This is a genomic window from Ensifer sp. NPDC090286, from assembly GCF_044769565.1.
Taxonomy (GTDB): domain Bacteria; phylum Pseudomonadota; class Alphaproteobacteria; order Rhizobiales; family Rhizobiaceae; genus Ensifer.
Map to the genome: position 1 here is coordinate 710,673 of NZ_JBIVYF010000004.1, position 22,074 is coordinate 732,746.

General features: G+C 62.7%; 19 protein-coding genes. 16 read left to right on the forward strand and 3 right to left on the reverse strand.

Annotated elements, in window-relative coordinates:
* Positions 1-28 precede the first annotated feature (28 nt).
* The 11 genes from ACIQUG_RS23970 to ACIQUG_RS24020 all read left to right on the forward strand — a co-directional run bounded on the left by ACIQUG_RS23970 (position 29) and on the right by ACIQUG_RS24020 (position 11,205).
* Positions 29-1,138 (forward strand): ABC transporter substrate-binding protein, encoded by a 1,110-nt coding sequence (locus ACIQUG_RS23970; protein WP_402324537.1) that lies wholly within the window; start codon positions 29-31, stop codon positions 1,136-1,138.
* Entirely contained in the window at positions 1,135-1,986 is an 852-nt protein-coding gene (locus ACIQUG_RS23975; protein ID WP_402324538.1) for an ABC transporter permease, read from the forward strand. Before ACIQUG_RS23970 ends, ACIQUG_RS23975 begins: the two co-directional genes overlap by 4 nt.
* A gap of 7 nt (positions 1,987-1,993) precedes the next feature.
* Positions 1,994-2,764: an ABC transporter permease gene (locus tag ACIQUG_RS23980; protein WP_402324540.1), complete on the forward strand. Its 771-nt coding sequence runs from the start codon at positions 1,994-1,996 to the stop codon at positions 2,762-2,764.
* A gap of 203 nt (positions 2,765-2,967) precedes the next feature.
* The gene (locus ACIQUG_RS23985) at positions 2,968-4,146 is read left to right on the forward strand and encodes an ABC transporter ATP-binding protein (protein ID WP_402324541.1); all 1,179 of its coding nucleotides are present in this window, start codon (positions 2,968-2,970) and stop codon (positions 4,144-4,146) included.
* The gene (locus ACIQUG_RS23990; RefSeq protein WP_402324542.1) at positions 4,143-5,057 is read left to right on the forward strand and encodes an ABC transporter permease; all 915 of its coding nucleotides are present in this window, start codon (positions 4,143-4,145) and stop codon (positions 5,055-5,057) included. The genes ACIQUG_RS23985 and ACIQUG_RS23990 overlap by 4 nt, the downstream gene beginning before the upstream one ends.
* 12 nt (positions 5,058-5,069) lie before the next feature.
* Positions 5,070-5,870 carry an ABC transporter permease gene (locus ACIQUG_RS23995; RefSeq protein WP_402324543.1) on the forward strand — a complete coding sequence of 267 codons (801 nt, stop codon included), beginning with the start codon at positions 5,070-5,072 and terminating at the stop codon, positions 5,868-5,870.
* Positions 5,871-5,916: 46 nt separating this feature from the next.
* Positions 5,917-6,942: an extracellular solute-binding protein gene (locus tag ACIQUG_RS24000; protein ID WP_052202054.1), complete on the forward strand. Its 1,026-nt coding sequence runs from the start codon at positions 5,917-5,919 to the stop codon at positions 6,940-6,942.
* Between the two features lie 44 nt (positions 6,943-6,986).
* The gene (locus ACIQUG_RS24005; protein WP_402324546.1) at positions 6,987-8,387 is read left to right on the forward strand and encodes an aminotransferase; all 1,401 of its coding nucleotides are present in this window, start codon (positions 6,987-6,989) and stop codon (positions 8,385-8,387) included.
* A gap of 12 nt (positions 8,388-8,399) precedes the next feature.
* Positions 8,400-9,275, forward strand: a complete 876-nt coding sequence (gene aguB / locus ACIQUG_RS24010; protein WP_402324549.1) for an N-carbamoylputrescine amidase — start codon at positions 8,400-8,402, stop codon at positions 9,273-9,275.
* Between the two features lie 98 nt (positions 9,276-9,373).
* The gene (locus ACIQUG_RS24015; RefSeq protein WP_402324550.1) at positions 9,374-10,399 is read left to right on the forward strand and encodes an agmatine/peptidylarginine deiminase; all 1,026 of its coding nucleotides are present in this window, start codon (positions 9,374-9,376) and stop codon (positions 10,397-10,399) included.
* A 56-nt stretch (positions 10,400-10,455) separates the two neighbouring features.
* Entirely contained in the window at positions 10,456-11,205 is a 750-nt protein-coding gene (locus ACIQUG_RS24020; RefSeq protein ID WP_402324551.1) for a helix-turn-helix transcriptional regulator, read from the forward strand.
* Between the two features lie 95 nt (positions 11,206-11,300).
* Here ACIQUG_RS24020 and ACIQUG_RS24025 read toward each other — a convergent pair whose 3' ends face one another.
* Positions 11,301-13,010 carry an amidohydrolase gene (locus ACIQUG_RS24025; RefSeq protein WP_402324552.1) on the reverse strand — a complete coding sequence of 570 codons (1,710 nt, stop codon included), beginning with the start codon at positions 13,008-13,010 and terminating at the stop codon, positions 11,301-11,303.
* A gap of 137 nt (positions 13,011-13,147) precedes the next feature.
* Complete coding sequence (locus tag ACIQUG_RS24030; RefSeq protein WP_402324554.1) at positions 13,148-14,650, reverse strand: aldehyde dehydrogenase family protein; 1,503 nt, start codon at positions 14,648-14,650, stop codon at positions 13,148-13,150.
* Positions 14,651-14,789: 139 nt separating this feature from the next.
* On the opposite strand from ACIQUG_RS24030, the gene ACIQUG_RS24035 reads away from it, so the two are divergent.
* Positions 14,790-16,019, forward strand: coding sequence for a Zn-dependent hydrolase (locus tag ACIQUG_RS24035; RefSeq protein WP_402324555.1), 1,230 nt, complete (start codon positions 14,790-14,792; stop codon positions 16,017-16,019).
* A gap of 256 nt (positions 16,020-16,275) precedes the next feature.
* Complete coding sequence (locus ACIQUG_RS24040; protein ID WP_402324557.1) at positions 16,276-16,701, forward strand: DUF4168 domain-containing protein; 426 nt, start codon at positions 16,276-16,278, stop codon at positions 16,699-16,701.
* 196 nt (positions 16,702-16,897) lie between these two features.
* Here ACIQUG_RS24040 and ACIQUG_RS24045 read toward each other — a convergent pair whose 3' ends face one another.
* Positions 16,898-17,494 carry a TetR/AcrR family transcriptional regulator gene (locus ACIQUG_RS24045; protein WP_402324559.1) on the reverse strand — a complete coding sequence of 199 codons (597 nt, stop codon included), beginning with the start codon at positions 17,492-17,494 and terminating at the stop codon, positions 16,898-16,900.
* Between the two features lie 99 nt (positions 17,495-17,593).
* On the opposite strand from ACIQUG_RS24045, the gene ACIQUG_RS24050 reads away from it, so the two are divergent.
* The 3 genes from ACIQUG_RS24050 to ACIQUG_RS24060 all read left to right on the forward strand — a co-directional run bounded on the left by ACIQUG_RS24050 (position 17,594) and on the right by ACIQUG_RS24060 (position 22,074).
* The gene (locus ACIQUG_RS24050) at positions 17,594-18,280 is read left to right on the forward strand and encodes a PspA/IM30 family protein (RefSeq protein WP_402324561.1); all 687 of its coding nucleotides are present in this window, start codon (positions 17,594-17,596) and stop codon (positions 18,278-18,280) included.
* A 28-nt stretch (positions 18,281-18,308) separates the two neighbouring features.
* Positions 18,309-18,587, forward strand: coding sequence for a YiaA/YiaB family inner membrane protein (locus ACIQUG_RS24055; RefSeq protein WP_034796305.1), 279 nt, complete (start codon positions 18,309-18,311; stop codon positions 18,585-18,587).
* An 88-nt stretch (positions 18,588-18,675) separates the two neighbouring features.
* Complete coding sequence (locus ACIQUG_RS24060) at positions 18,676-22,074, forward strand: acyl-[ACP]--phospholipid O-acyltransferase (RefSeq protein WP_402324562.1); 3,399 nt, start codon at positions 18,676-18,678, stop codon at positions 22,072-22,074.

Sequence of the window (22,074 nt, forward strand, 5' to 3'; positions counted from 1 at the left end):
GAACCAAACAACAAAAAGGGGAAATGGCATGAACAACGATCTGAAGGCGGAATGCCTCGAACTCTTGAAAGACGGCCATCTTAATGGCCGTATCGATCGGCGGACGTTCCTGACGGGCCTCGTCCTGCTGGGCGTCGCGCCGCATCTTGGCGGCCGATCGGCCCGCGCCGCCGAGGGCGAGCTTGTCGTCACCAACTGGGGTGGTGACGCGGTGGGCGCTTTCGAAGCGTCCCTGACCGCCAGCTACGCCGACCAACAAAAGATTGCGGTGAAGATCGACGGCTCCGGGCCGACCAAGGGCGCGATGAAGGCGCAGTTCGAAAGCGGCGCGGTTTCCTGGGACGTCTGTGACGCTGATCCCGGCGCGACGAAGTCGCTCGGGCAGGCGGGCATGATCGAGCCGATCGACTACAAGGTGGTCGATCGCGAGAAAGTGCAATCGGGCTTTGCCTATGAATACAGCGTCGCCAACTATTTCCTGAGCTATGTCATCGCCTATGACGCCAAGAAATTCGGCGACAACCCACCGAAGTCCTGGGCCGATTTCTGGAACGTCGAGAAGTACCCGGGCAAGCGCTCGCTTTACAAATGGATGTCGGGCTGCATGGAGGCAGCGCTTCTCGCCGACGGCGTACCGATGGACAAGCTCTATCCGCTGGACGAAGAACGCGCCATCCGCAAGCTCAACGAGATCAAGCCGCATATCGTCAGCTTCTGGGATTCCGGTGCCGAGAGCCAACAGCTGATGCGCGACGGCGAGGCGTCGATGGCGCTGATCTGGCACACCCGCGCCAATCTGGTGGAGAAAGATACCGGCGGCGACGTAAGCTGGACCTATGCCGAAGGCATTCTTGCGCCGTCGGGCTGGGCGGTGATCAAGGGCAATCCGGCGGGGTCGGCCCGGGCAATGGACTTCATCCGCTATTGCCAGGATCCGACGCGCCAGGTCGAACTCCTCAAGGCTCTTGGCTGCGGCCCTTCCAATCCGCTTGCGCATGACCTCGTGCCGGCGGAGCTGAAGCGGCTGGATTGCAGCTCGGCTGAGAACATGGCGCAACAGGTGCTGATGGACATGGACTGGTATTCGGCCCGCGGTGATGCGGCGCTCGAAAAATACCTGGCGATGACCGCGTCATGATCGAGAGGCGTTTCCTGTTGCTCAAGCCCCTCGGCGCGAGCGGGTCGCTTGTAATGCTCTGGGCGTTGCCGGTGATCCTCTTGGCTGCCTATGTGCTGCCCTTTGCCGGCGTGACGCTCTGGAGCGTCACGCGGCCCGAGCTCGGCGTCGGCAATTACGTCCGCATCTTCACCGGTGCGGACTTCCAGGCGATCTTCTTCAGAACCTTCTGGGTGTGCGTGTTGAGCACGGCGATCACCATCCCGATCGCCTATCTGCTCGCCTACTACTGGGTGATGGGCAGCGCGCGCCGCAGTCGGCTGATCGAGATCTGCATCTTCATTCCGTTCTGGATCTCGGTGCTGGTGCGCGCCTTCGGCTGGGTGGTCATCCTGCGCAACAACGGGCTTGCCAGCGACGTCGCAGCGGCCTTCGGTCTGAGCGGGCTTTCGACCGGCCGAAATGTCTGGTCGGTGATCACGGGCATGGTGCACTTCATGGTGCCCTTTGCGATCCTGCCGATGGCCTCCGTCATGCGCAAGATCGACAGGCGCGTGCTTCTGGCCGCACTCGGTCTCGGCTGCCGGCCGCTCGGCGTGTTCTGGCGGATCTACCTGCCGATGTCGTTGCCCGGCGTGTTTTCGGCACTGGCCATGACCTTCATCTTCTCGCTCGGTTTCTTCGTCACGCCGATGATCCTCGGTGGCGGTCGGGTGGTGATGACGGCGGAATCGGTGTTCGTGCAGATGTTCCAGACGGCCAATTGGGGGCTCGGTGCCGCCCTCGGTGTCGTGTTGCTCGTCGTCGTCTTTGCCATCCTTTGGCTGTCGCAGCGCGTCATGCGCATCGAACAACTCATGTCGCGGTAGGTGGATCATGTTTGGCACATCACGTCTTGGCGGCTTTCTTGCCGGTGCGGCCGGGCTCTTCCTGCTCTTGCCTCTTGCCGCCGTCATCCCGTTTTCCTTCACCGCCAAGCGTTTCCTGTCGATGCCGGACGGGGCGTATTCGCTCAGGCATTACCTGGCGATCTTCGACCCCGATACCTGGCTTGCAAGCATCGGCACGAGCACGCTCGTCGCGCTGCTCTCGAGCGTCATTGCAACGGCGCTTGCGGCCGCCTTCGGCATCGGTATCTGGCTGCGGCGGCCGGCGAGCGGGCGTTTCCTGATCGGCCTGGTGTTGTTGCCGATCATCGTTCCGCCGGTCACCTCCGCCGTCGCGCTGTATTTCCTGCTGGCGCAGATCGGCCTGCTCGACACGATCCCCGGATTGGTGCTCTCCCATGTGGTGATGATCGTGCCGTTTGCCGTCATCGCCATCCTCGGGGCGCTCAGCCGGCTGGACCGGAACCTCGAGCTTGCCGCCCGAAACCTCGGGGCAAGCCAGCTGCAGTCGATCTTCCGGGTGATCCTGCCGAACATCCGCTTCGGCCTTTTCGCGGCCTGGTTCGTCAGCCTCGTCATGTCCTGGGAAGAGAGTTCCGTCACCCTCTTCGTCAGCGGCGTCAACGTCGTCACGCTGCCCAAGCGCATATGGGACAACCTGCGCCTGGATCTCGATCCGGCGGTGGCCGCCATATCGGTGATCATGATCGTCGCGACCACCTTGGTCATCGTTTTCCGCAAGTCGGAAGCGGGAAGCTGAAAGAGACGCAACCGTCGTTCATGGGGATTGGCGCGGTTTTCCGAAAGGCGGCTGAAAGCCGCCTTTCTTGCGTTTACAGGCATCTGGAGCCCCTGCCATCGGCGGTACCCCCTCTGGGGGACTAACGCCCCCAGGCGGCGCCACGCATAGTTTCTCCATGCCGAGCGGTGTGTCGCTCCCCTCGGCCCAAGTGGAGGAGAGCCATGCAGCGCGCCATCAAACACCCCGATCCAAGGCCGCGGGCCGAAAACAACATCGTGCCGATGGCCGGTTCCGATCCGGTACAGCATCCAAACAGCGTCGCCGCCGAGGTTCGGAACCTGCGCAAGACCTACAATGCCGGCACGCCGCAGGCCCACGAGGCGCTGAAGGACGTCAGTCTGTCCATCCGCGCCAACGAGTTCTTCACGCTGCTTGGCCCTTCCGGCTGCGGCAAGACCACCTTGCTGCGCATTCTCGGCGGTTTTGAAATGCTGACGTCGGGGGCCTGCCGCATCTTCGGCGAGGATGTCAGCCGCCTGCCGCCGGAAGCGCGGCCGGTCAACACCGTGTTCCAGCAATATGCGCTGTTTCCGCACATGACCGTGCGCCGCAACATTGCCTTCGGCCTGGAAATGCTCGGCAAGCCGAAGCTCGAAGTCGATCGCACCGTCGAACGCATGCTCGATCTCGTGCACATGCGCGAATATGCCGATCGCCGCCCGGACACGATGTCGGGCGGCCAGCGCCAGCGTGTGGCACTTGCCCGCGCTCTCGCCCCGCAGCCCAAGCTGCTGTTGCTCGACGAGCCGCTGTCGGCGCTCGACCTGAAGCTCCGGCAGAAGATGCGGCTGGAACTGAAATCCCTCCAGCGCGAAACCGGCATCACCTTCATCTTCGTCACCCATGACCAGGAAGAGGCCTTGGCGATGAGCGACCGTGTCGCCGTCATCAGCAATGGCCGTCTGCAGCAGGTAGGCACGCCCGAGGAGATCTACGAGCAGCCGCAAAGCCGCTTCGTCGCCGACTTCATCGGCGAGTCGAATCTGATTGCGGCGAAAGTCGCGGGCACTGCCGGTGGCGAGGCGGCGCTCGATATTGACGGCTTCGGGCGGGTGCATGCCCCGCTCGCGCAGCCCGTCGACGATGGCCAAGAGGTCTGGCTGTCGATCCGCCCCGAGCGGCTGATGCTTGGGTCGGCTCACGGCGATGGACAGGCATCGGCGACGGTTGCCGATCGCACCTATCTCGGCAATGCGGTCGAATACCACCTGCGCGCCGGCAACCACGCGCTGACGGCACGGTCGCCGCGCGGCGGCCTGCGTGGTCGCCAGGATTTCGCCCCCGGTGATGTCGTCAGCCTCGGCTTCGAGCCGGGATCCATCAAGGTGCTTCTGTCATGAGCGCCCGGCCTCTCGCTCTTTCCTCGCGCATTCCGCCGGGCCTTGCCCATGCCGGTCTGCTCTGGCCGTCGCTCGGTATCATCCTGGTGTTCATGGTCGCGCCGATCGCGATCATGCTCACCTATTCGTTCCTGGTGCCGGGTGCCTATGGCGGCGTCGAGTGGACGTTTACGACGGCGGCCTACGAGCAGATCCTGTTCGAGCGGGATTTCCTCGACGACAGCCTGACCTTTACGCCCGACTATCTGATCATCGTCGCCCGCTCGCTCATGCAGGCGACCGTCGCGACCGCGCTTTGCCTCGTGATCAGCGTGCCCACCGCCTATTACATCGCCACCCGCACCGACCGGGTGAAGAACATCTGGCTCTTCCTGATCACGATCCCCTATTGGGTGAACCTCCTGATCCGTACCATCGCTTTGCTGTTCGTGCTGCGTGACGATGGCCCGGTCAACAGCGCTTTGCTCGACCTCGGCTTCATCGGCCAGCCCCTGGCGCTGAGCTACAACGGCTTCGCCATCTCGCTCGGGCTGATCTATTCGTTCCTGCCCTTCATGGTGCTGCCGCTCTATTCGGCCTTCGAGCGCTTCGATTTCCGCCTGCTCGAAGCGGCCTACGATCTCTATGCGAGCCGCAGGGTCGCCTTCTTCCGCATCGTGCTGCCGGTCATGCGGCCCGGGCTGATCGCCGGCAGCCTGCTCGTCTTCATTCCCTCGGTCGGCTCCTACCTTGCGCCCGACATTCTCGGTGGCGGCAAGACGCTGATGATCGGCAACCTGATCGGAACGCAATTCCAGGCGGCGCGCAACTGGCCGTTTGGTGCTGCGCTGTCGATGATCCTGCTCACCATCACCCTCATCGTCCTTCTCTGGCTGGCGCGACGCGCCGCCCAGCAGCAACAGCAGCACTGAGAGAGGTCCGCCATGTCCATGGCCCGCTTGCGCGACCTGCGTGTCTTTCCCGGATTCGGCCTTCTTTCCGTCGGCTGCGTCGTCTTCCTCTATGCGCCGATCGTCGTTTTGGCGATCTACTCCTTCAACGATGGCCGCTCGGTCACCCGCTGGACCGGCTTTTCGTTCCGCTGGTACCAGACCGTCTTTGCCAATCAGAACATCCAGACGGCCGCCATCAACTCGGTGGTGATCGCCATCATCGCGGCGACCGTCGCCACGGTCTTTGCGCTCGGCGCCGCGATTGCGACCGTCAATCGCAAGAAGGGCGGCGGCGAGGGCGCCTATGTGGTGCTTACCTTCCCGCTGATGGTGCCGGAAATCGTCACTGCCGTCGCCTCGCTCGTCTTCTTCGTCGCGGTCGGCATCAGCCTCGGCTTTGCCACCATCCTGATTGCCCACATCGTCTTCTGCATCCCCTTTGCCTACCTGCCGATCAAGGCACGGCTCGAAAGCATGGACGCGACACTGCCGTCGGCCGCGGCCGACCTCTATGCGTCACCGGCCAGGGCGTTCCTGCGCATCACCCTGCCGCTCTTGGTGCCCGGTCTCGTCTCCGGCTGGCTGCTCGCCTTCATCATCTCGCTCGACGATTTCATCATCACCGCGCTCGTCGCCGGGCCCGGCGCCACCACCCTGCCGCTCCACATCTACGGAATGCTGAGGCTTGGCATGACGCCGGAGGTCAATGCGATCTCGACGCTGATGCTGGCCGCCTCGACCGTGCTGGTCTTGATTTCGGGACTGCTGGGGCAGGCGGGCCGCAAGCACTGACATCGCGAAAACTCAACGAAAACCAAAACAAGAAAGGGAACATCAGATGAAAAAAGCTGCCGTCTTTACTGCCCTGCTTGCCTCCACCCTTGCCGGACCCGCATCGGCCGCCGGCGATCTCTTCATCTACACCTGGGGCGAATACACGCCACCGGAGATGGTGGAGAAATTCGAGAAGACCTATGGGGTCAAGGTCCATATCGACACCTACGATTCCATGGAGACCATGCTCGCCAAGCTGAAGTCGGGGGCTGGCGGCTACGACATCATCGTGCCTGGCCACGATACGATGACGATCCTGATCGGCGAGAATCTGCTCGAGCCGATCAATGTCGCGGCGATGCCGAACTATCAGCATGTCGACGAGATGTGGCGGGACGTCTTTTGGGACAAGGGTCGCCTTTACTCGGCACCCTGGGCATGGGGCTCGACCGGTCTTGCCGTCGACCGTGACATCGTCAAGGGGGACGACACCTCGCTGAAGATCCTGTTCGAACCGGATGACGCGGTGAAGGGCAAGATCAACATGCTGCGCGACGTCAATGACGTCATAAACATGGCGCTACGCTACCTCGGCAAGCCGCGCTGCAACGACAATCCCGAGGACCTCAAAGCGGTTCTCGACCTGCTCTCGACGCAGAAGCAATTCGTCAAGAGCTACAACTCCGAGACCAAGGAACTTCTGGTTTCGGGCGAGGCGGCCGTTTCCATGAGCTGGAACGGTTATGCCATGCGCGCCCGCGACGAGCGACCGTCGATCGAATACATCTATCCGAAGGAAGGCTACACCGGCTGGATGGACAATGTCGCGGTGCCGAAGGGCGCGCCGGACCTCGAGAACGCCAAGCTCTGGATCAATTTCATTATGGATCCAGAGAACGCGGCGATGATCACCAACTACGCCCGCTACGCCAACGGCATCAAGGGTTCGGAAGCATTCGTCGACAAGGCGCTCGCCGGTGCACCCGAACTCAGCCCGCCCGAAAGCGCGCCGGCGCCGGAATTCCTCACCGCCTGCACGCCCGCCGTCACCAAACTTTACGACCGTGTCTGGACCAAGCTTCTGCGGTGACGCCGATCCCGCAGACCATGCCTCATGCCATTCTGGAGAAACCAATGACCATCGTTCAATCCGTCGTTCCCGCCGATCGGCCGAACGCCCGCTCGGCCTTCGAGAAGGACCGGGATCACGTCCTGCACCCCTATACCGACTTCTCGACCTTTGCTGCGACCGGCAGCCAGATCATCGAGAAGGCCGAGGGCGCCTATGTCGTCGACAATGCCGGGCGCCGACTGCTCGATGGCATCGCCGGTCTCTGGTGCGTCAACATCGGCCATGGCCGTCGCGAGATGGCCGATGCGATCGCCGCTCAGGTCATGGACATGGACTATTACAATCCCTTCGGCGCATCGGGCAACGTGCCGGCCGCAGAACTCGGAGCGCGGCTTGCGGAGCTTGCGCCCGGAAGCCTCAACCATGTCTATTACACCTGCGGCGGTTCGACCGCGAACGATGCGGCTGTTCGTATCGTGCACTACTACTTCGCCATGCGCGGCAAGCCGGGCAAGCGCAAGATCATCTCGCGCAACAACGGCTATCACGGCGCAACCTATGTGGCAGCGGCGCTGACCGGTATTCACGGCACCAAGTATGGCTTTGCCCAGGTCGGCGAGGATTTCATCCACCACATCTCGGCTGCCGATTGTTACGCCCGTCCGGACGGCATGTCGGAGGAAGCCTATTGCGACCTTCTGGTGCGCGAATTCGAGATGCGCATCGAACAGCTCGGACCGCAGAACGTCGCCGCCTTCATCGCCGAGCCGATCATGGGGGCAGGGGGCGTTCTGGTGGCGCCGAAGGGGTATCACAAGCGCATGCAGGCGGTCTGCCGCCGCAACGATATTCTCTACATCGCCGATGAGGTGGTCACCGGTTTCGGCCGTCTCGGCGAGTGGTTCGCCTCCGACGCCATTTATGAGACGCAGCCGGATATCCTGGTTTCGGCCAAGGGCATTACCTCAGGCTACATCCCGCTCGGTGCGACGCTGATTTCCGACGAAATTTACGACGTCATCAGCCGTCCGCAGTGCGAGGGCGGCGTGTTTTCGATGGGGTTGACTTATTTCGGCCATCCGGTCGCCTGTGCCGCAGCGCTCACAAACATCGACATCATGGAGCGGGAGCGGCTCCTGCCGCATGCGGCGAAAACCGGCGCCTACCTGCAGCGCCGGGCAAAGGCTCTTCTCGCCCACGACATTGTCGGCGATGTCCGTGGCGCGGGCCTGATGCTTGGCATCGATCTCGTCGCAGACAAGGTCACGAAACAGCCACTGCCGGCTTACGAGAAGGCGAGCGAGGTGATCTTCCAGGGCTGCGTCGCCCGCGGCGTCATCGTCCGGCCGGTCGGCAACCGGCTCATCGTATCGCCACCTTTGATCGTCACGGAAACCGAGTGCGACACGATCGTCTCTGCCCTGTCGGAATCGATCGCCGCTTTCATGGCATCCCGCGCTTGAGGAGCATCTGAGATGAGCGAAGTCACGGTCGCAGCGACGCAGATGGCCTGCAGCTGGAACATCGACGAGAACATCGAAAAGGCCGAGGAACTGGTGCGGCTTGCGCACGAGGATGGCGCGCAGATCATCCTTCTGCAGGAGCTGTTCCAGACACCTTATTTCTGCCTGGAGCAGACGATCGACCATCTCGATCTGGCGGCGAGCCTCGGCGAGGATCGCGCCATCAGGCATTTTCGCACGGTTGCGAAAGAGCTCGGCGTGGTTCTGCCAATTTCCTACTACGAGAAGGCCGGGCCGGCACAATACAATTCGCTGGCGATCATCGATGCGGACGGCGAGATCCTCTGGAATTATCGCAAATCCCATATTCCGCAGGCGCCGGGTTACGAGGAGAAGTTCTATTTCAGCCCCGGCGATACCGGCTTTCGTGCCGTCGATACGCGGTACGCGCGGATTGGCTGCGGCATCTGCTGGGATCAATGGTTCCCGGAAACCGCCCGGGCACTCGCCTTGCAAGGGGCGGAACTTCTGTTCTTCCCGACGGCGATCGGCAGCGAACAGAACGTCGAGATCGACAGTTCCGGCCATTGGCGTCGCACGATGCAGGGGCATGCGGCCGCCAACATGATCCCGGTGATCGCCTCCAACCGGGTTGGTAGGGAGGCAGCCGGCAACAGCGAGGCGCTGTTTTATGGCACATCCTTCATTGCCGACCAGACGGGGGCGATCGTTGCGGAGGCGAGCCGGACCGACGAAACCTATCTGACGGCACGTTTCGATCTTGATGCGGTCCGCGCCTTCCGGCGCAGCTGGGGCATCTATCGCGACCGAAGGCCGGACCTTTACGGCGCCATTCGCACCCTCGATGGCGAGACGGCGATCGGCTGACGGTCGCCTGCAAATTTCTCAACGACAACCGGAAGAGCCAGGTTTTCGGTCGCCTGCGATATCGCAGATGACGGGGCCGGGCGAAAGGATATGATATCATGAAGAACCAGACACCACGCGAAGCCGGGTTTAGCATGCCGGCCGAATGGGAGTCGCATAAGCGCACCTGGATGATGTGGCCATGCCGTCACGAAGTCTGGGACGACATTGCCGCCACCCGCCGCGATTATGCGGCCGTCGCCCATGCGATCCGCGAGTTCGAGCCGGTGACGATGGCCGCGCGTGCGGAGGATATGGCCGAGGCACGCGCCATCCTCGATCCGTCGATCGATCTCGTCGAGGCCGATATAAACGACAGCTGGGCGCGTGATGCCGGGCCGTGCTTCCTGACGGCTGCCGACGGCCGGCGCGCAGGCGCCCGCTTCAAGTTCAACGCCTGGGGCGGAAAATATCATCCGTTCAACGGCGATGCCGCCTTTTCCGGACTGGTGCTGGAGAAGGCAGGCGTTGCCAGCTTCGTCTCGAACCTGATTGCTGAAGGTGGCGGTGTCAGCGTCGACGGCGAAGGTACGATCATCACCACCGAGACCTGCTTCCCGAACAGCAACCGCAATCCCGGCTGGAGCCGCGACGACATTGAGCGCGAGCTTCTCGACATGCTCGGCGGTGAAAAGGTGATCTGGCTGCCCGGCAATCCGATCGAGGACGAGACCGACGGCCATGTGGACGGCATTGCCGTCTTTGTCGCGCCCGGCGTCGTCCTGATGGAAAGCCCTGGTGAGGGGGGGAGCAAGGAGGAGGATGAGTGGAACCACTACATCCGCCTGAACCTCGAGGCGATGAAGGGCCAGACCGACGCCAAGGGCCGACCGATCCGCATCGTTACGGTTCCCGAAGCCGTCGACGCGCCGTCGGATCATCCGAAGTTCTGCCGTTCCTACGTCAATTCCTACCTCGTCAATGGCGGCGTAATCATGCCGTGTTATGGCATCGAGTCCGACACGGTCGTACGGCAGATGTTCCGGTCGCTATTTCCGGACAGGCGGGTCCGTGAGGTCCGCATCGACGCCATTGCCATCGGTGGCGGCGGCATCCATTGCATTACCCAGCAGGAACCGCTTTGATCGTCGAGGGATTCTTGACGACAAGGCGGGGAATGACGGGATTTCCGTTTGAGCAAATGACATTGATCGGCAAGGCCGTGGCTGCGATCGGCAGCCCGGCCTTTCCGGATGCGTTGAGGCAACTGTGCCTCGACGTCTACGGCTTCGACAGCCTGTTCGTTTCGGTCTTTTCCACAGACCAGCCGCCGCTGCAGCTTTATAGCGACCTCGATCCCGAGGCGACCCGCCGCACCGTCGGCCCCTATCTCAGCTTCGCCTATTTGCTGGATCCGTTCTACAGCCTCTACAGAAGCGATCCCGGTGACCGGGTGGTGAGCCTCGACGACTGTGCTCCGGACGATTTTCGCACCAGCGAATACTACCGCATGTTCTATTCGGAGACCGGGCTCTACGACGAAATCGTCATGCTGGTCGCAAGTGCCGAGGGCACCGCGATCGCGCTTTCGCTCGGCCAGCGGACAGAGGACTGCCGTCCCGGGCCGCAGGCCCGCGCCCATCTCGACGGGCTGTTGCCTGTTGTCTCCGAGCTTTGCCGCAAACACTGGCCGCAACCGATCGCCAACCAGGGACATGGCGAGCCGGCGGCCGATACGGTCTTTGCCACGCTGTCGCAATTGAAGGTGAGCACCCGCGAGGGCGAGATCATCCGGCTGATGCTGAAGGGACATTCGACCAAGAGCATTGCGCGCATTCTCGGCAACAGCCCGGAGACGGTGAAGGTCCACCGCAAGCGCATCTATTCCAAGCTCAAGATTTCCTCGCAGGGCGAGCTGTTCTCGCTCCTGCTTGGCGGTACAGGCGGGTAAAGACGCCGCTTTCACGCGAGGGCTTGCGGCAAGCAGAGCCCTGCAACGACAGTCGTGATGCCGTGCGTTCGCATGAACGCACGGCATTTTAGCGCTTAGTGTTCGGAGAAAAGACCTTCCGCATCATAGACTGGCTCGCCCTGCAGAAGCGTCGCTTCGACGGCGGCCTTGCCGATCTCCTTGACCGGGATCTCGAAGATATCCTTGTCGATGACGACGAGGTCCGCGAACTTGCCTGGCTCGATCGTGCCCGTCTTGTCGTCCTGGTTGAGCAGCTTTGCCGGGTTGATCGTCATCCATTTGACGGCCGTTTCGACATCCGTCGCGCCATCCTTCTTGCGCTGAAGGGCGGTCTGGATCTTGACGAGCGGTGACAGCTCATCGGCGTCGAAATCGCTGCTCATCACCACGGTCGCGCCCGTCTTCTCGATGCTTCCGGCCGGCATCATGGTGTCGGCGCGATCGCCGATGAACTTGCGGATGAAGGCATCGTATTCCCGGCTGAGCGAACTCGGTGCCAGCTGGAAATCGGCAACGACGCCCTCGTCCTTGAAGCGGCCGTAATCGGTCTTGTCGAGCAGGTAGATATGCGTCAACCGGTGCGGACCTGGCGCCGGGGCGGACTGTGCGATGGCGTCGAGCGCCAGGCGCGCACCGCGGTCACCGGTCACGTGATAGTGCAGCTTGAAGCCCTTCTCGGAAAGAACCTTGGAGTAGCGGTCGAGCGTCGCCTCGTCGAAATAGAGGAACCCGCTGTCGAAGCCGTGGTCGATGCCCGGACCCTTTCTATAGGGCGCAAGCAGGGCACCGGTGCGCTGCTCGAGGATGCCGTCGACATAGATCTTCACCTGGTTGAACTTCAAAAGCCGGTTCGGATCGTTGCTGTAGAAACTTGACAGCTTTTCCACCTGCTCGTCGAAAGGCAGGTCGGGATAGACGTAGACTGCGTTGGCGGCTCTCAGCGTCAGCGTGTCGTTCTTCTCCGCCATCTCCCAGGCCTTCAAGTGCCCCTGCGGCCAGAAGCCCCCGGCATCGCTGACGGTGGTGATGCCGTTTTCGGCCATCGTCTTTAACGTCGGCAGCATGCTTTCATAGGCGAACTTGACGTTTTCGGGTGTATCCGGAAAGGCGAGGTTGCGCAGCTTCTGTTGGGCGTTTTCGAGCACGATGCCGTTCGGCGCGCCCGTCTTCTTGTCGCGCAGGATGATGCCGCCCGGCGGGTTGCCGTCGATCTTGTCGTAACCGGCAGCCTCAAGCGCGACGCTGTTGGCCCAGGCGCCGTGGCCGATGTCGTCGAGGATCAGGATCGGCCTGTCCTCGGAGATCTCGTCCAGCACGCCGACCGGGTCTTCGGTTTCGTCGAGCAGGTTGGTCATGCTGACACCGGAGCCGACCACCCATTCGTTGTCGCTCTGCTTGACGCAATCGCGAACGCTGTCCTTGGTCTCCTCAAGAGAGGCGAAGGGCTCGAACTCGCAGAGGCTGGCATTGACCCCGGCCTCGATCAGATGCACGTGGGCATCCTGGAAGCCCGGCAGGAGCATGCGACCGCCGAGCTTGACGACGTGGGCGTCCGCTCCGGCTTTCTCAAGGACAGCCGCCTCGTCGCCGACGGCAAGGATCACCCCGTCGTCATCGATCGCCACCGCCTCGGCCAAGGGGGCGGCGGGGTTCATGGTGCGGACCTTGGCGTCGGTGATGACGAGCGTCTCGGCGGCGGCGCCGGCAGCGGCGCTGCAAAGTGCCGAGGCTGCGAGAAGCAGGCCGGTCAGCGACCGCAGCGTTCTCCTGGTGTTTGGGGCCATGGGGTTCGTACCTTTCCTGTCGTATGTTCTAGATATAACGCTCCTCACATCAATGCAGGTGAACTCTCCGATAATCGATGCTGCGGGCGTTTGGGTGCCGACACCACGTATGGTGGGCTGTCGGCTGTCGCCGGCGCTCAGTCGAGCGTCACCCAGACGGATTTGGACTGGGTGTTGTCGAGGAGCGCCTGCAGACATTTGTCCCGGCCGTGACCGGAGAGTTTCCAGCCGCCCCAGGGCTGGCTCATGTCGCCGTTCATATAGCCGTTGATCCAGACCATGCCGCATTCGAGATCGCGGGCGATGCGGTGGGCCTTGCCGAGGTTGGACGTCCAGACGCCGGCGGCCAGGCCATAGGGGCTGTCGTTGGCGATCCTGACGGCGTCCTCCGCTCCGTCATGGGCAATGATCGCGCCGACCGGGCCGAAGATTTCTTCTTGCGCAATCGTCATGCGGCTGTCGACGCCGGCAAAGAGTGTCGGCTCCACGAAGCATGCTGCGCTTGACGTGCGATCGGGCGCGCCGCCGCCAATCACGGGTTTCGCCCCATCCTTGCGCGCGCCGTCGATATAGTCGAGCACGCGGCCCTGATGGGCCTTGTTGACGAGCGGTCCCATCGTCGTCGTCGGGTCGAGCGGATCTCCCGGCCGATACTTCCGGGAAGCGTGCCCTGCAAGGAGCGCGCAGAATTCGTCGTGAATGCTGCGTTCCACCACAATGCGGGAACCGGCCGAGCAGACTTCGCCCTGATTGCCGAACAGGCCGTCGGCGACCTTCTCGGCAACCGCCGACAGGTCCTCCACATCGGCAAGTACGATCTGCGGCGACTTGCCGCCAAGCTCGGCCGAAACCGCCTTGAGGTTCGTATCCGCGGCGTAGCGATACATCTGCCGGCCGATTGCCGTCGAGCCGGTGAAGGCGATCTTTTCGACATGCATCGAACGTGCCAGCGCCTGGCCGGCGACGGCGCCGCGTCCGGGCACGACGTTGAGGACGCCGTCGGGTCCACCCGCCTCCAGAAACAGGCGACCGAGCAGAAGGGCGCTCAGCGACGTATCTTCGGCGGGCTTGAGGACGACACTGTTGCCGGCGGCAAGGGCCGGGGCGATCTTCCAGACGGCCATCATCAGCGGATAGTTCCACGGCGTGATGCAGCCGACGACGCCCAGCGGCTGGCGCAGGATGTAGTGCAGCGCGTCTGGATTGGTGAGCGGTGCAGAGCCTGCGATCTTGTCGATGCTCTCGGCCATATAGCGCATGGTCAGCACTGCGCCGGGCACGTCGATCGTGCACATCTCGGCAATCGGCTTGCCCATTTCCATCGTGTCGAGCACTGCCAGGATGTCGCGGTTCTCGGCGATCAATTCGGAAAACCGAATGAGGATGTGTATCCGCTGCCGGAGCGGCATGCGCGACCAGACACCTTGGCGGAATCGCTTCGCCGCGACCTCGCAGGCCGCCTCGATGTCGGTGGCGTTGCCGCAAGCGACATTGGCGACGAGAGCGCCGGTTGCCGGATTGATCGACGCCAGCGTTTCACTGTCGGCGGCTGCGCGAAACTGTCCGTCGATCAACAGTCGCGTTTCGGGTCGCAGCGCATCCGCGATGCGGTGCCATCGTCTGTCCGGTGTCGTGTCCATGACCTGCCTCCACGGTTGACCTTGCCTCCGTTCTAGCGAGCGGGAGAGAGCCCGGCACAGTCCCCCTCATGGGTGACTGGCGCTCCCTCGAATAGCCACGGACCTTGGCGGCGACGAATACATGGGTTCGGAGGACAGGATGCGAAGCGGGATCGACGGGGATCGTTTGTGGGCACGGCTGATGGCGATGGCCGACGTCGGGCCGACGGCGGAAGGAGGCTCGTGCCGGCAGGCGCTTACGGATGCGGACGAAGCCGGCCGGGCGCTGTTTCTCGGCTGGTGTGAGGCGCGTGGCTACCGCATCCGCAAGGATCGGATCGGCAATCTCTTCATTCGCCGTCCCGGTCTCGATCTCGAAGCATCGCCGGTCCTGATCGGCAGTCATCTCGACACACAGCCGACCGGCGGGCGCTTCGACGGCGTGCTCGGCGTGCTTGCCGGACTTGAGGTCTTGGAGACGTTGGACGATGCGGCGGTGGAAACCGCCCGGCCGATCGATCTCTGTGTCTGGACCAATGAAGAGGGCTGCCGCTTCCAGCCCGCGATGATGGGGTCAGGCGTTGCCTGCGGCGTGTTGGATTTGGAAAAGGCCCTGTCGGCGCGTGACAGCGCCGGGATCGTGCTGGCCGACGAGATCGCCCGGCATGGTTACGATCGCGAGGGCGCACCCGGCCTGCCGGATGCGGCTTGCTACGTCGAGCTTCATATCGAGCAGGGCCCGATCCTGGAAGCGGCGGCAAGGACCATCGGCGTCGTCACCGGCGGCCAGGGTATTCGCTGGTATGAGATATCGGTTCACGGCGAGGAAACCCATGCCGGACCGGTGCCGATGGCGCTACGCAAAGACCCGGTGCCGGTGCTCATGCATGTGATCGAGCTCGTGCATGCGATCGGTCGGGTCGACGAGGATGCACGCTGCACGATCGGCCGGATCGACCTGTCTCCTGGTGCGATCAACGTCGTCCCCGGGCGCGCTGACATGACGGTAGACCTGCGGCATCCCGACGAAGCCGTACTCGACAACATGCACCAACGGCTGACGGACGGACTGGAGGCACTTCGTCAACGCCATAAAGCGATCGATCTTCAAGGGCGCCTGACCTGGCATTCGCCGGTGATCGCCTTCGATCGCGATTTGATCGCGGCCGTTCGAACAAGCGCGAGCGAGCGCCAGCTCTCCCATCGCGACATCGTTTCCGGCGCCGGCCATGACGCGTTCAATCTGGCGCGCCGGGTCCCGACCACGATGATCTTCGTACCCTGCCGCGACGGGGTCAGTCACAATCCGCGCGAATACGCGTCACCCGACGATGTCACCGCCGGCGCGAACGTACTCCTCGACGTCACATTCGATCGTGCGTCGGCGTGATGGGCGCGCAAGACGTGGACGAGCAACGGAATTGTCGGCCCCGCACGGGAGAGAACATCGCTCTTGATGCGACGGGACGCATCGTCTGAGCCGTAAAGCTGCCGTTGAATGGTCAGCAAATGGCCCCGATACGGCCGCATCGAGCCCATTCCAGCGTTCCATCGTCGCGGCGCATTCGGTATCCGGCCGACCTTGGGGGCGATTGAAAAATCAGTGTCGCTCCCGATCACGTCATGCGCATCAGAGAGGAATGAATATGATCACCGGTTACAAACCCGTCGCGTCACTCGCAGCCGCGGTCTTCAGCTTCATGGTCGTCAGTCCCGCATCCGCCCTTGAGATCGCTCAGGCTGAAACGACCCAGCCGACGCAGGGCCAGGCTGGCAACAAGGCCCCGGACGCTGCGATAAGCGACCAGAAAATCGAGGCCTTCGCGGTTGCCTATCTTCAGGTCGATAAGGTCAGGCAGGAATATTCTGCCAAGATAGAAGCTACGTCGGATGCAACGGCGAAGAAGGACCTGGAGACCGAAGCCAGCAAGAAAATGGTCGAGGCCGTCCAAGCCTCACCGACCATTTCGATCGAAGAGTATTCGGCAATCCTGACAGCTGCACAGAGCGATCCGGCATTCGCCAAGAAGGTTCAGGCGAAGCTCCAAGACACGGCTCCCGCACAGCAATAACCGGGCTTGAACGCAACCGGTTCGACCGAGACAAATGGGTAGCCCGCACCAGGTGTGGGCTACTCGCTAGGAAATGGATCTTCGGCGATCGGCCTCACCAAGGTCCAGCCGCTTCAAGATCGCCTGGTTAACCTCTCCCACTGTCCTTTGACCTACGCGCGCGCGATCTACGTCGCTGAAGTCGGCAATAAGCGCGTCAGTTCGGGCGCCTGGCAAGAATTCCGGCGAGTGCCGTAATCTCGCGCTCGAGCACTTCGGGCGTTATCCCGATGAACCGTCCTTCGAGGCTGAGAGAGATCACGCCATGAACGGCGGCGAAGAACGTGCGGGCACGAATTGCCACGTCTTCCCGGCTGGCATGCGGCAATTGCTGCGCGAGTGGTGCTGCGATGAGACCGATCAGGAAGCCATGTTCGGCAAGATGCCACTCGGGGACCGGGGCGCCCTCGGGCATTCTGTGTTCGAAAAGCGCCGCCCATAGATTGCGCTCCGCGAGTGCAAAACGGAGATAGGCGAGCGACAGGCTCAGGAAGGTTTCCTGAACATTTGCCGCCGGCAGGACCGCCGAATTGAGGGCGGCTTCCAGGCGCTTTAACGTCCCCGAATTGACATGCAGGATCAGCCCGTCGAGATCATCGAAGACGGTGTAGAGCCCACCGAGTGCCGCACCTGCACGCTCGGCTATGTCGCGGGCGCGCAGGTTCTTCAATCCTTGCTCCCGGATCAGCTCCGTGCCCGCGGCAACAAGCCTCGATCTCAGATCTTCCTTCTTCGCTTCACGCTTTCCGGCCACTGGTCACCTCTTTTTGAACGGCGTTCATTTTTATATTGAACAACGTTCATTTTTATGAGAAAACATTATTGAACATTGTTCATACATGGAGGTGAGGAGATGTTCAAACAAATCGTAACGCTCATGCGCGGTCGTGCCCATATGGCGGAAGAAGCTTTCGCCGATCGGCATGCGCTCCCCATTCTGGCGCAGCAGATACGCGATGCCGCCCGCGGTGTCGAAAGCGCGCGCCGGGCCGTCGCCTTGGCGATAGCGCAAAATCGCCTGGAAAAGGAAAATGCCGAGAGGCTTTCGGCTCACATCGAGGAGCTCGAAATCCGCGCCATTGCGGCGCTTGAAAAGGGGCGAGGGGATCTGGCCGCGGAAGCCGCAGCCTCGATCGCGCGGCTGGAAACCGAATTGCAGAACGCGCGTCAGGTTCAGGCGGAATTTGCAGACGGAATAGATCGGCTGAGGCAAGCGGTGCGGCAGAGCGAAACGCGCCTGGCGGCGCTGCGCCGCGGCGAACGCCTAGCCGCCGCACGTGACCGGACGCAGCGGCTTTCCCGCGAGGTGCCCGGCAACGATCTCGCGACACTCGGCGACGCCGAGGCAACGCTGGCGCGGCTCGAAACGCGCCAGCGCGAGGCTGAATTGACCGCCGAAGCGTTGATTGAGCTTGAAGAGCGGCCGGATCCGGCAGCACTTGCCCAGAAACTGGCCGCGGCCGGTTGCGGGCGTCCTCTCGTGACAAGCGCCGACGACGTGCTCGAGCGCCTGCGCGCCAAGATGAACCTCACGCTTTGAAATCTCTGTTTCTCAAAGGACAACGACGATGAACGACAGCCTGATGAAACACTCCCCGGCCTGGACCTCTTTTTCCTATGTTAGCTTCGGCGTGGCCGCCTTCATGGTGGTGATCGGCCTTTACATGATGCCGATCGACCTCTGGGGCAAAGGCTACCTGGCCATGGGTATCCTGATGCTGCTGCAGACGGCCGTGAACGTGACCAAGACGCTGCGCGACAATCTGGAGGCAGAAAAGCTCATCCGCAGGATCGATGATGCCAAGACCGAGAAATTGCTGCTCGGCATCAAGGCGGACGAAGTTTAGTTCCCGTTAGCCTTGTCGTGATGGCTAGCAACCTGTGGACGAGTGCGTAACTATTTTCATCTAGAACGCTCAAAAAGGGAGACGTTCCGTGAAAAACAATCTGATGACTTCCCGGCGCTTTGCGCCGCTCTTCTGGACGCAGTTTCTATCGGCGTTCAACGACAATTTTCTTAAGAATACGCTCGTCTTCCTCATCCTCGCAACCGTGGCGGCCGATGACGCGGGATCGCTCGTCACGCTGGCCGGCGCCGTCTTCATGGCGCCGTTCCTGCTCTTTTCCGCACTTGGCGGCGAACTCGCCGACAAGTTCGACAAGGCTAAAGTCGCCGAGAGACTGAAGCGCTGGGAGCTTGCGGCCGCCGGTGTCGCGGTTGTCGGGATCGCCTTCTCCTCCATCGCGGTACTGTTGGTAGCACTCTTCCTGTTCGGCGCGATCTCCGCGCTCTTCGGGCCGGTCAAATACGGCATCCTGCCGGACCACCTGGAGCGCAAGGAACTGCCGCGCGCCAACGCCTGGATCGAAGGGGCAACCTTCATCGCCATCCTCAGCGGCACGGTCGTGGCAGGGCTTGCCGCGGCCGATGGCGTCGATCCCTGGGTGTTCGGTCCCATGATGCTCGGCCTGGCACTCGCCTGCTGGCTTTCCAGCCGTTACATCCCTCGCCTCGGCGCAAAGGCTCCGGATCTCGTCGTCGATCGCAACGTCCTGCGCTCGACCGGTCGGCTCGTTGCCTCTTTGCGCGGCGACCAGCGCCTTTGGCGCACCGCGCTGATGGCCGCCTGGTTTTGGCTGGCGGGCGCCATCGTGTTGTCGCTGCTGCCGCCCATGGTGAAGAACCATCTCGGCGGCGACGAGACGGCGATCACCGCCTATCTCGCCGTTTTTGCCGTCGCAATCGGCATTGGCTCGGCGATTGCCGCCTGGATGTCGGCCGGACGCATCGTGCTCCTGCCGGCACCCGTCGGCACCCTGATCATGGCGCTGTTCGGTCTCGATCTCGCTTGGTGCGTGGGACAAGCCGGCACAGTCGCTCCGGCTGAGACGCTCTCTGCCTTCTTCGCCAATCCCTATACGGTGCGGATCGCCATCGATCTTGCCGGCATGGCGATCGCCGGTGCCTTCCTCGCCGTTCCCACGCTCGCAGCGCTTCAGGCCTGGGCGCAAGAGGACCAGCGGTCGCGCGTCATCGGCGCATCGAACGTGCTGTCTGCAGCCTTCATCACTACCGGCGGCGGCCTTGTCGCCATCCTGCAGGCGTCCGGCATGTCGACACCGGTGCTCTTTGCCGGTCTCGCCTTTGCCAATGCCGTTGCGGCCTGGGTCATGCTGCGCACGCTGCCGACCAACGCTTTCCGCGATTTCGTCTCCATCCTCTTCCGCGCCTTCCTGCGTCTGGAAGTCGAAGGCCTCGAAAATCTGAAGAAGGCCGGTCGCGCACCGATCATTGCGCTCAACCATGTGTCCTTCCTCGACGGTGCGCTGGCGCTGGCGCTGACCGAAGAGGAGCCGACCTTCGCGGTCGACTACACGATCGCCAAGGCCTGGTGGGTAAAGCCGTTCCTGAAGATGTGCAACTTCCTGCCGCTGGATCCGTCAAAGCCGATGGCAACGCGCACGCTCATCAAGACGGTCAACAACGGTGAGCCGCTGGTGATCTTCCCTGAGGGCCGCATCACGGTGACCGGCGCCTTGATGAAGGTCTATGACGGCGCCGCGATGGTGGCCGACAAGACCGGCTCCATGGTCGTGCCGGTGCGCATCGACGGGCTGGAGAAGAGCTACTTCTCGCGCCTCAGTTCCATGCACGTGCGCCGCCGCCTGTTCCCGAAGGTGAAGGTGACCATTCTGGAGCCGGTTCGCCTGTCTGTGCCGCAAGAGCTGAAGGGCCGCAAGCGGCGCATGGCCGCGGGTGCCGCGCTCTACCAGGTCATGTCGATGCTGATGTTCCGCACCACCGACACGGACACCACCGTGCTCGAAAAGGTGATCAAGACGGCCAAGGAGCGTGGGTTCAACAAGCTCGCCGTGCAGGACCCGGTTACCGGTTCGCTCACCTATGGCAAGCTGTTGACCGGTGCGGCGGTGCTCGGCGCCAAGTTCCAGTCGCTCTTCCCGAATGAAAAGGCGCTCGGCGTTCTCCTGCCCAACGCCAACGGTGCGGTTGCCACCATCCTCGGCGTGATGTCGGCCGGCAAGGTCCCGGCCATGCTCAACTTCACCGCCGGTGCGGCCAACATCATCTCGGCCTGCAAGGCAGCCGAGGTCCATCATGTGTTGACGTCGCGTGCCTTCGTCGCCCAGGCGAAACTCGGGCCTGTCGTCGAGGAATTGTCGAAGACGGTGGAGATCGTCTGGCTCGATGATCTGCGCCAGACGATCGGACTTGCCGACAAGCTGCGTGGTCTGCTGCGAAAGGGGCGGCCGCTTGTGCGGCGCACGGCCGACGAGCCGGCGGTCATTCTCTATACGTCGGGATCCGAGGGTACGCCGAAGGGCGTGGTGCTGACACACCGCAACATCCTCTCCAACGCAGCCCAGGCCGCGTCGCGCATCGATTTCCACTCGGGCGACAAGGTGTTCAACATCCTGCCGGTGTTCCATTCCTTCGGTCTCACGGCCGGAACGGTTCTGCCGCTCATCTCCGGGGTGCCGGTCTATTTCTACCCGTCGCCATTGCATTATCGGATCATCCCGGAACTGATCTATTCGTCGAACGCGACCATCATCTTCGGGACCGACACGTTCCTGAACGGTTATGCCCGGACGGCGCATCCCTATGACTTCCGTTCGATCCGCTACTGCTTCGCCGGTGCCGAACCGGTCCGTGCCGCAACGCGCGCGCTCTACATGGAAAAGTTCGGCGTCCGCATCCTAGAAGGCTATGGCGTGACCGAGGCTGCGCCGGTGATCGCGCTGAACACGCCGATGTTCAACAAGGCCGGTAGTGTCGGCAAGATCATGCCGGGCATGGAATACAGGCTCGATGCCGTGCCGGGTGTCACCGAAGGCGGTCGTCTCTTCATCCGTGGCGCCAACGTCATGGCCGGGTATCTTCGCGTCGAGGCGCCCGGCGTGCTCGAGCCGACGCCCGACGGCTGGCATGACACCGGCGACATCGTCACGGTCGATGAAGACGGCTTCATCGTCATCCGCGGGCGGGCCAAGCGTTTCGCCAAGATCGGCGGCGAGATGGTTTCGCTTGGCGCTGTTGAAGCGCTGGCGGGTGAGATGTGGCCCGGCCAGTTGACGGTCGTCGTGTCGCTGCCTGATCCCAAGAAAGGTGAGCGCCTGGTCATGCTCACCGACGCTCCTGGTGCGACACGTGCCGCCTTCCTCCGCTTCGCCAAGGACAAGGGGGCCATGGACATGATGGTTCCCTCTGACGTGAGGGTGGGTGCCGTGCCGGTGCTCGGGACCGGCAAGGTTGATTTCGTCAGCGCCCAGAGGCTTCTTGCCGAGACGGCAACGACCGAGAACGCCGCCTGA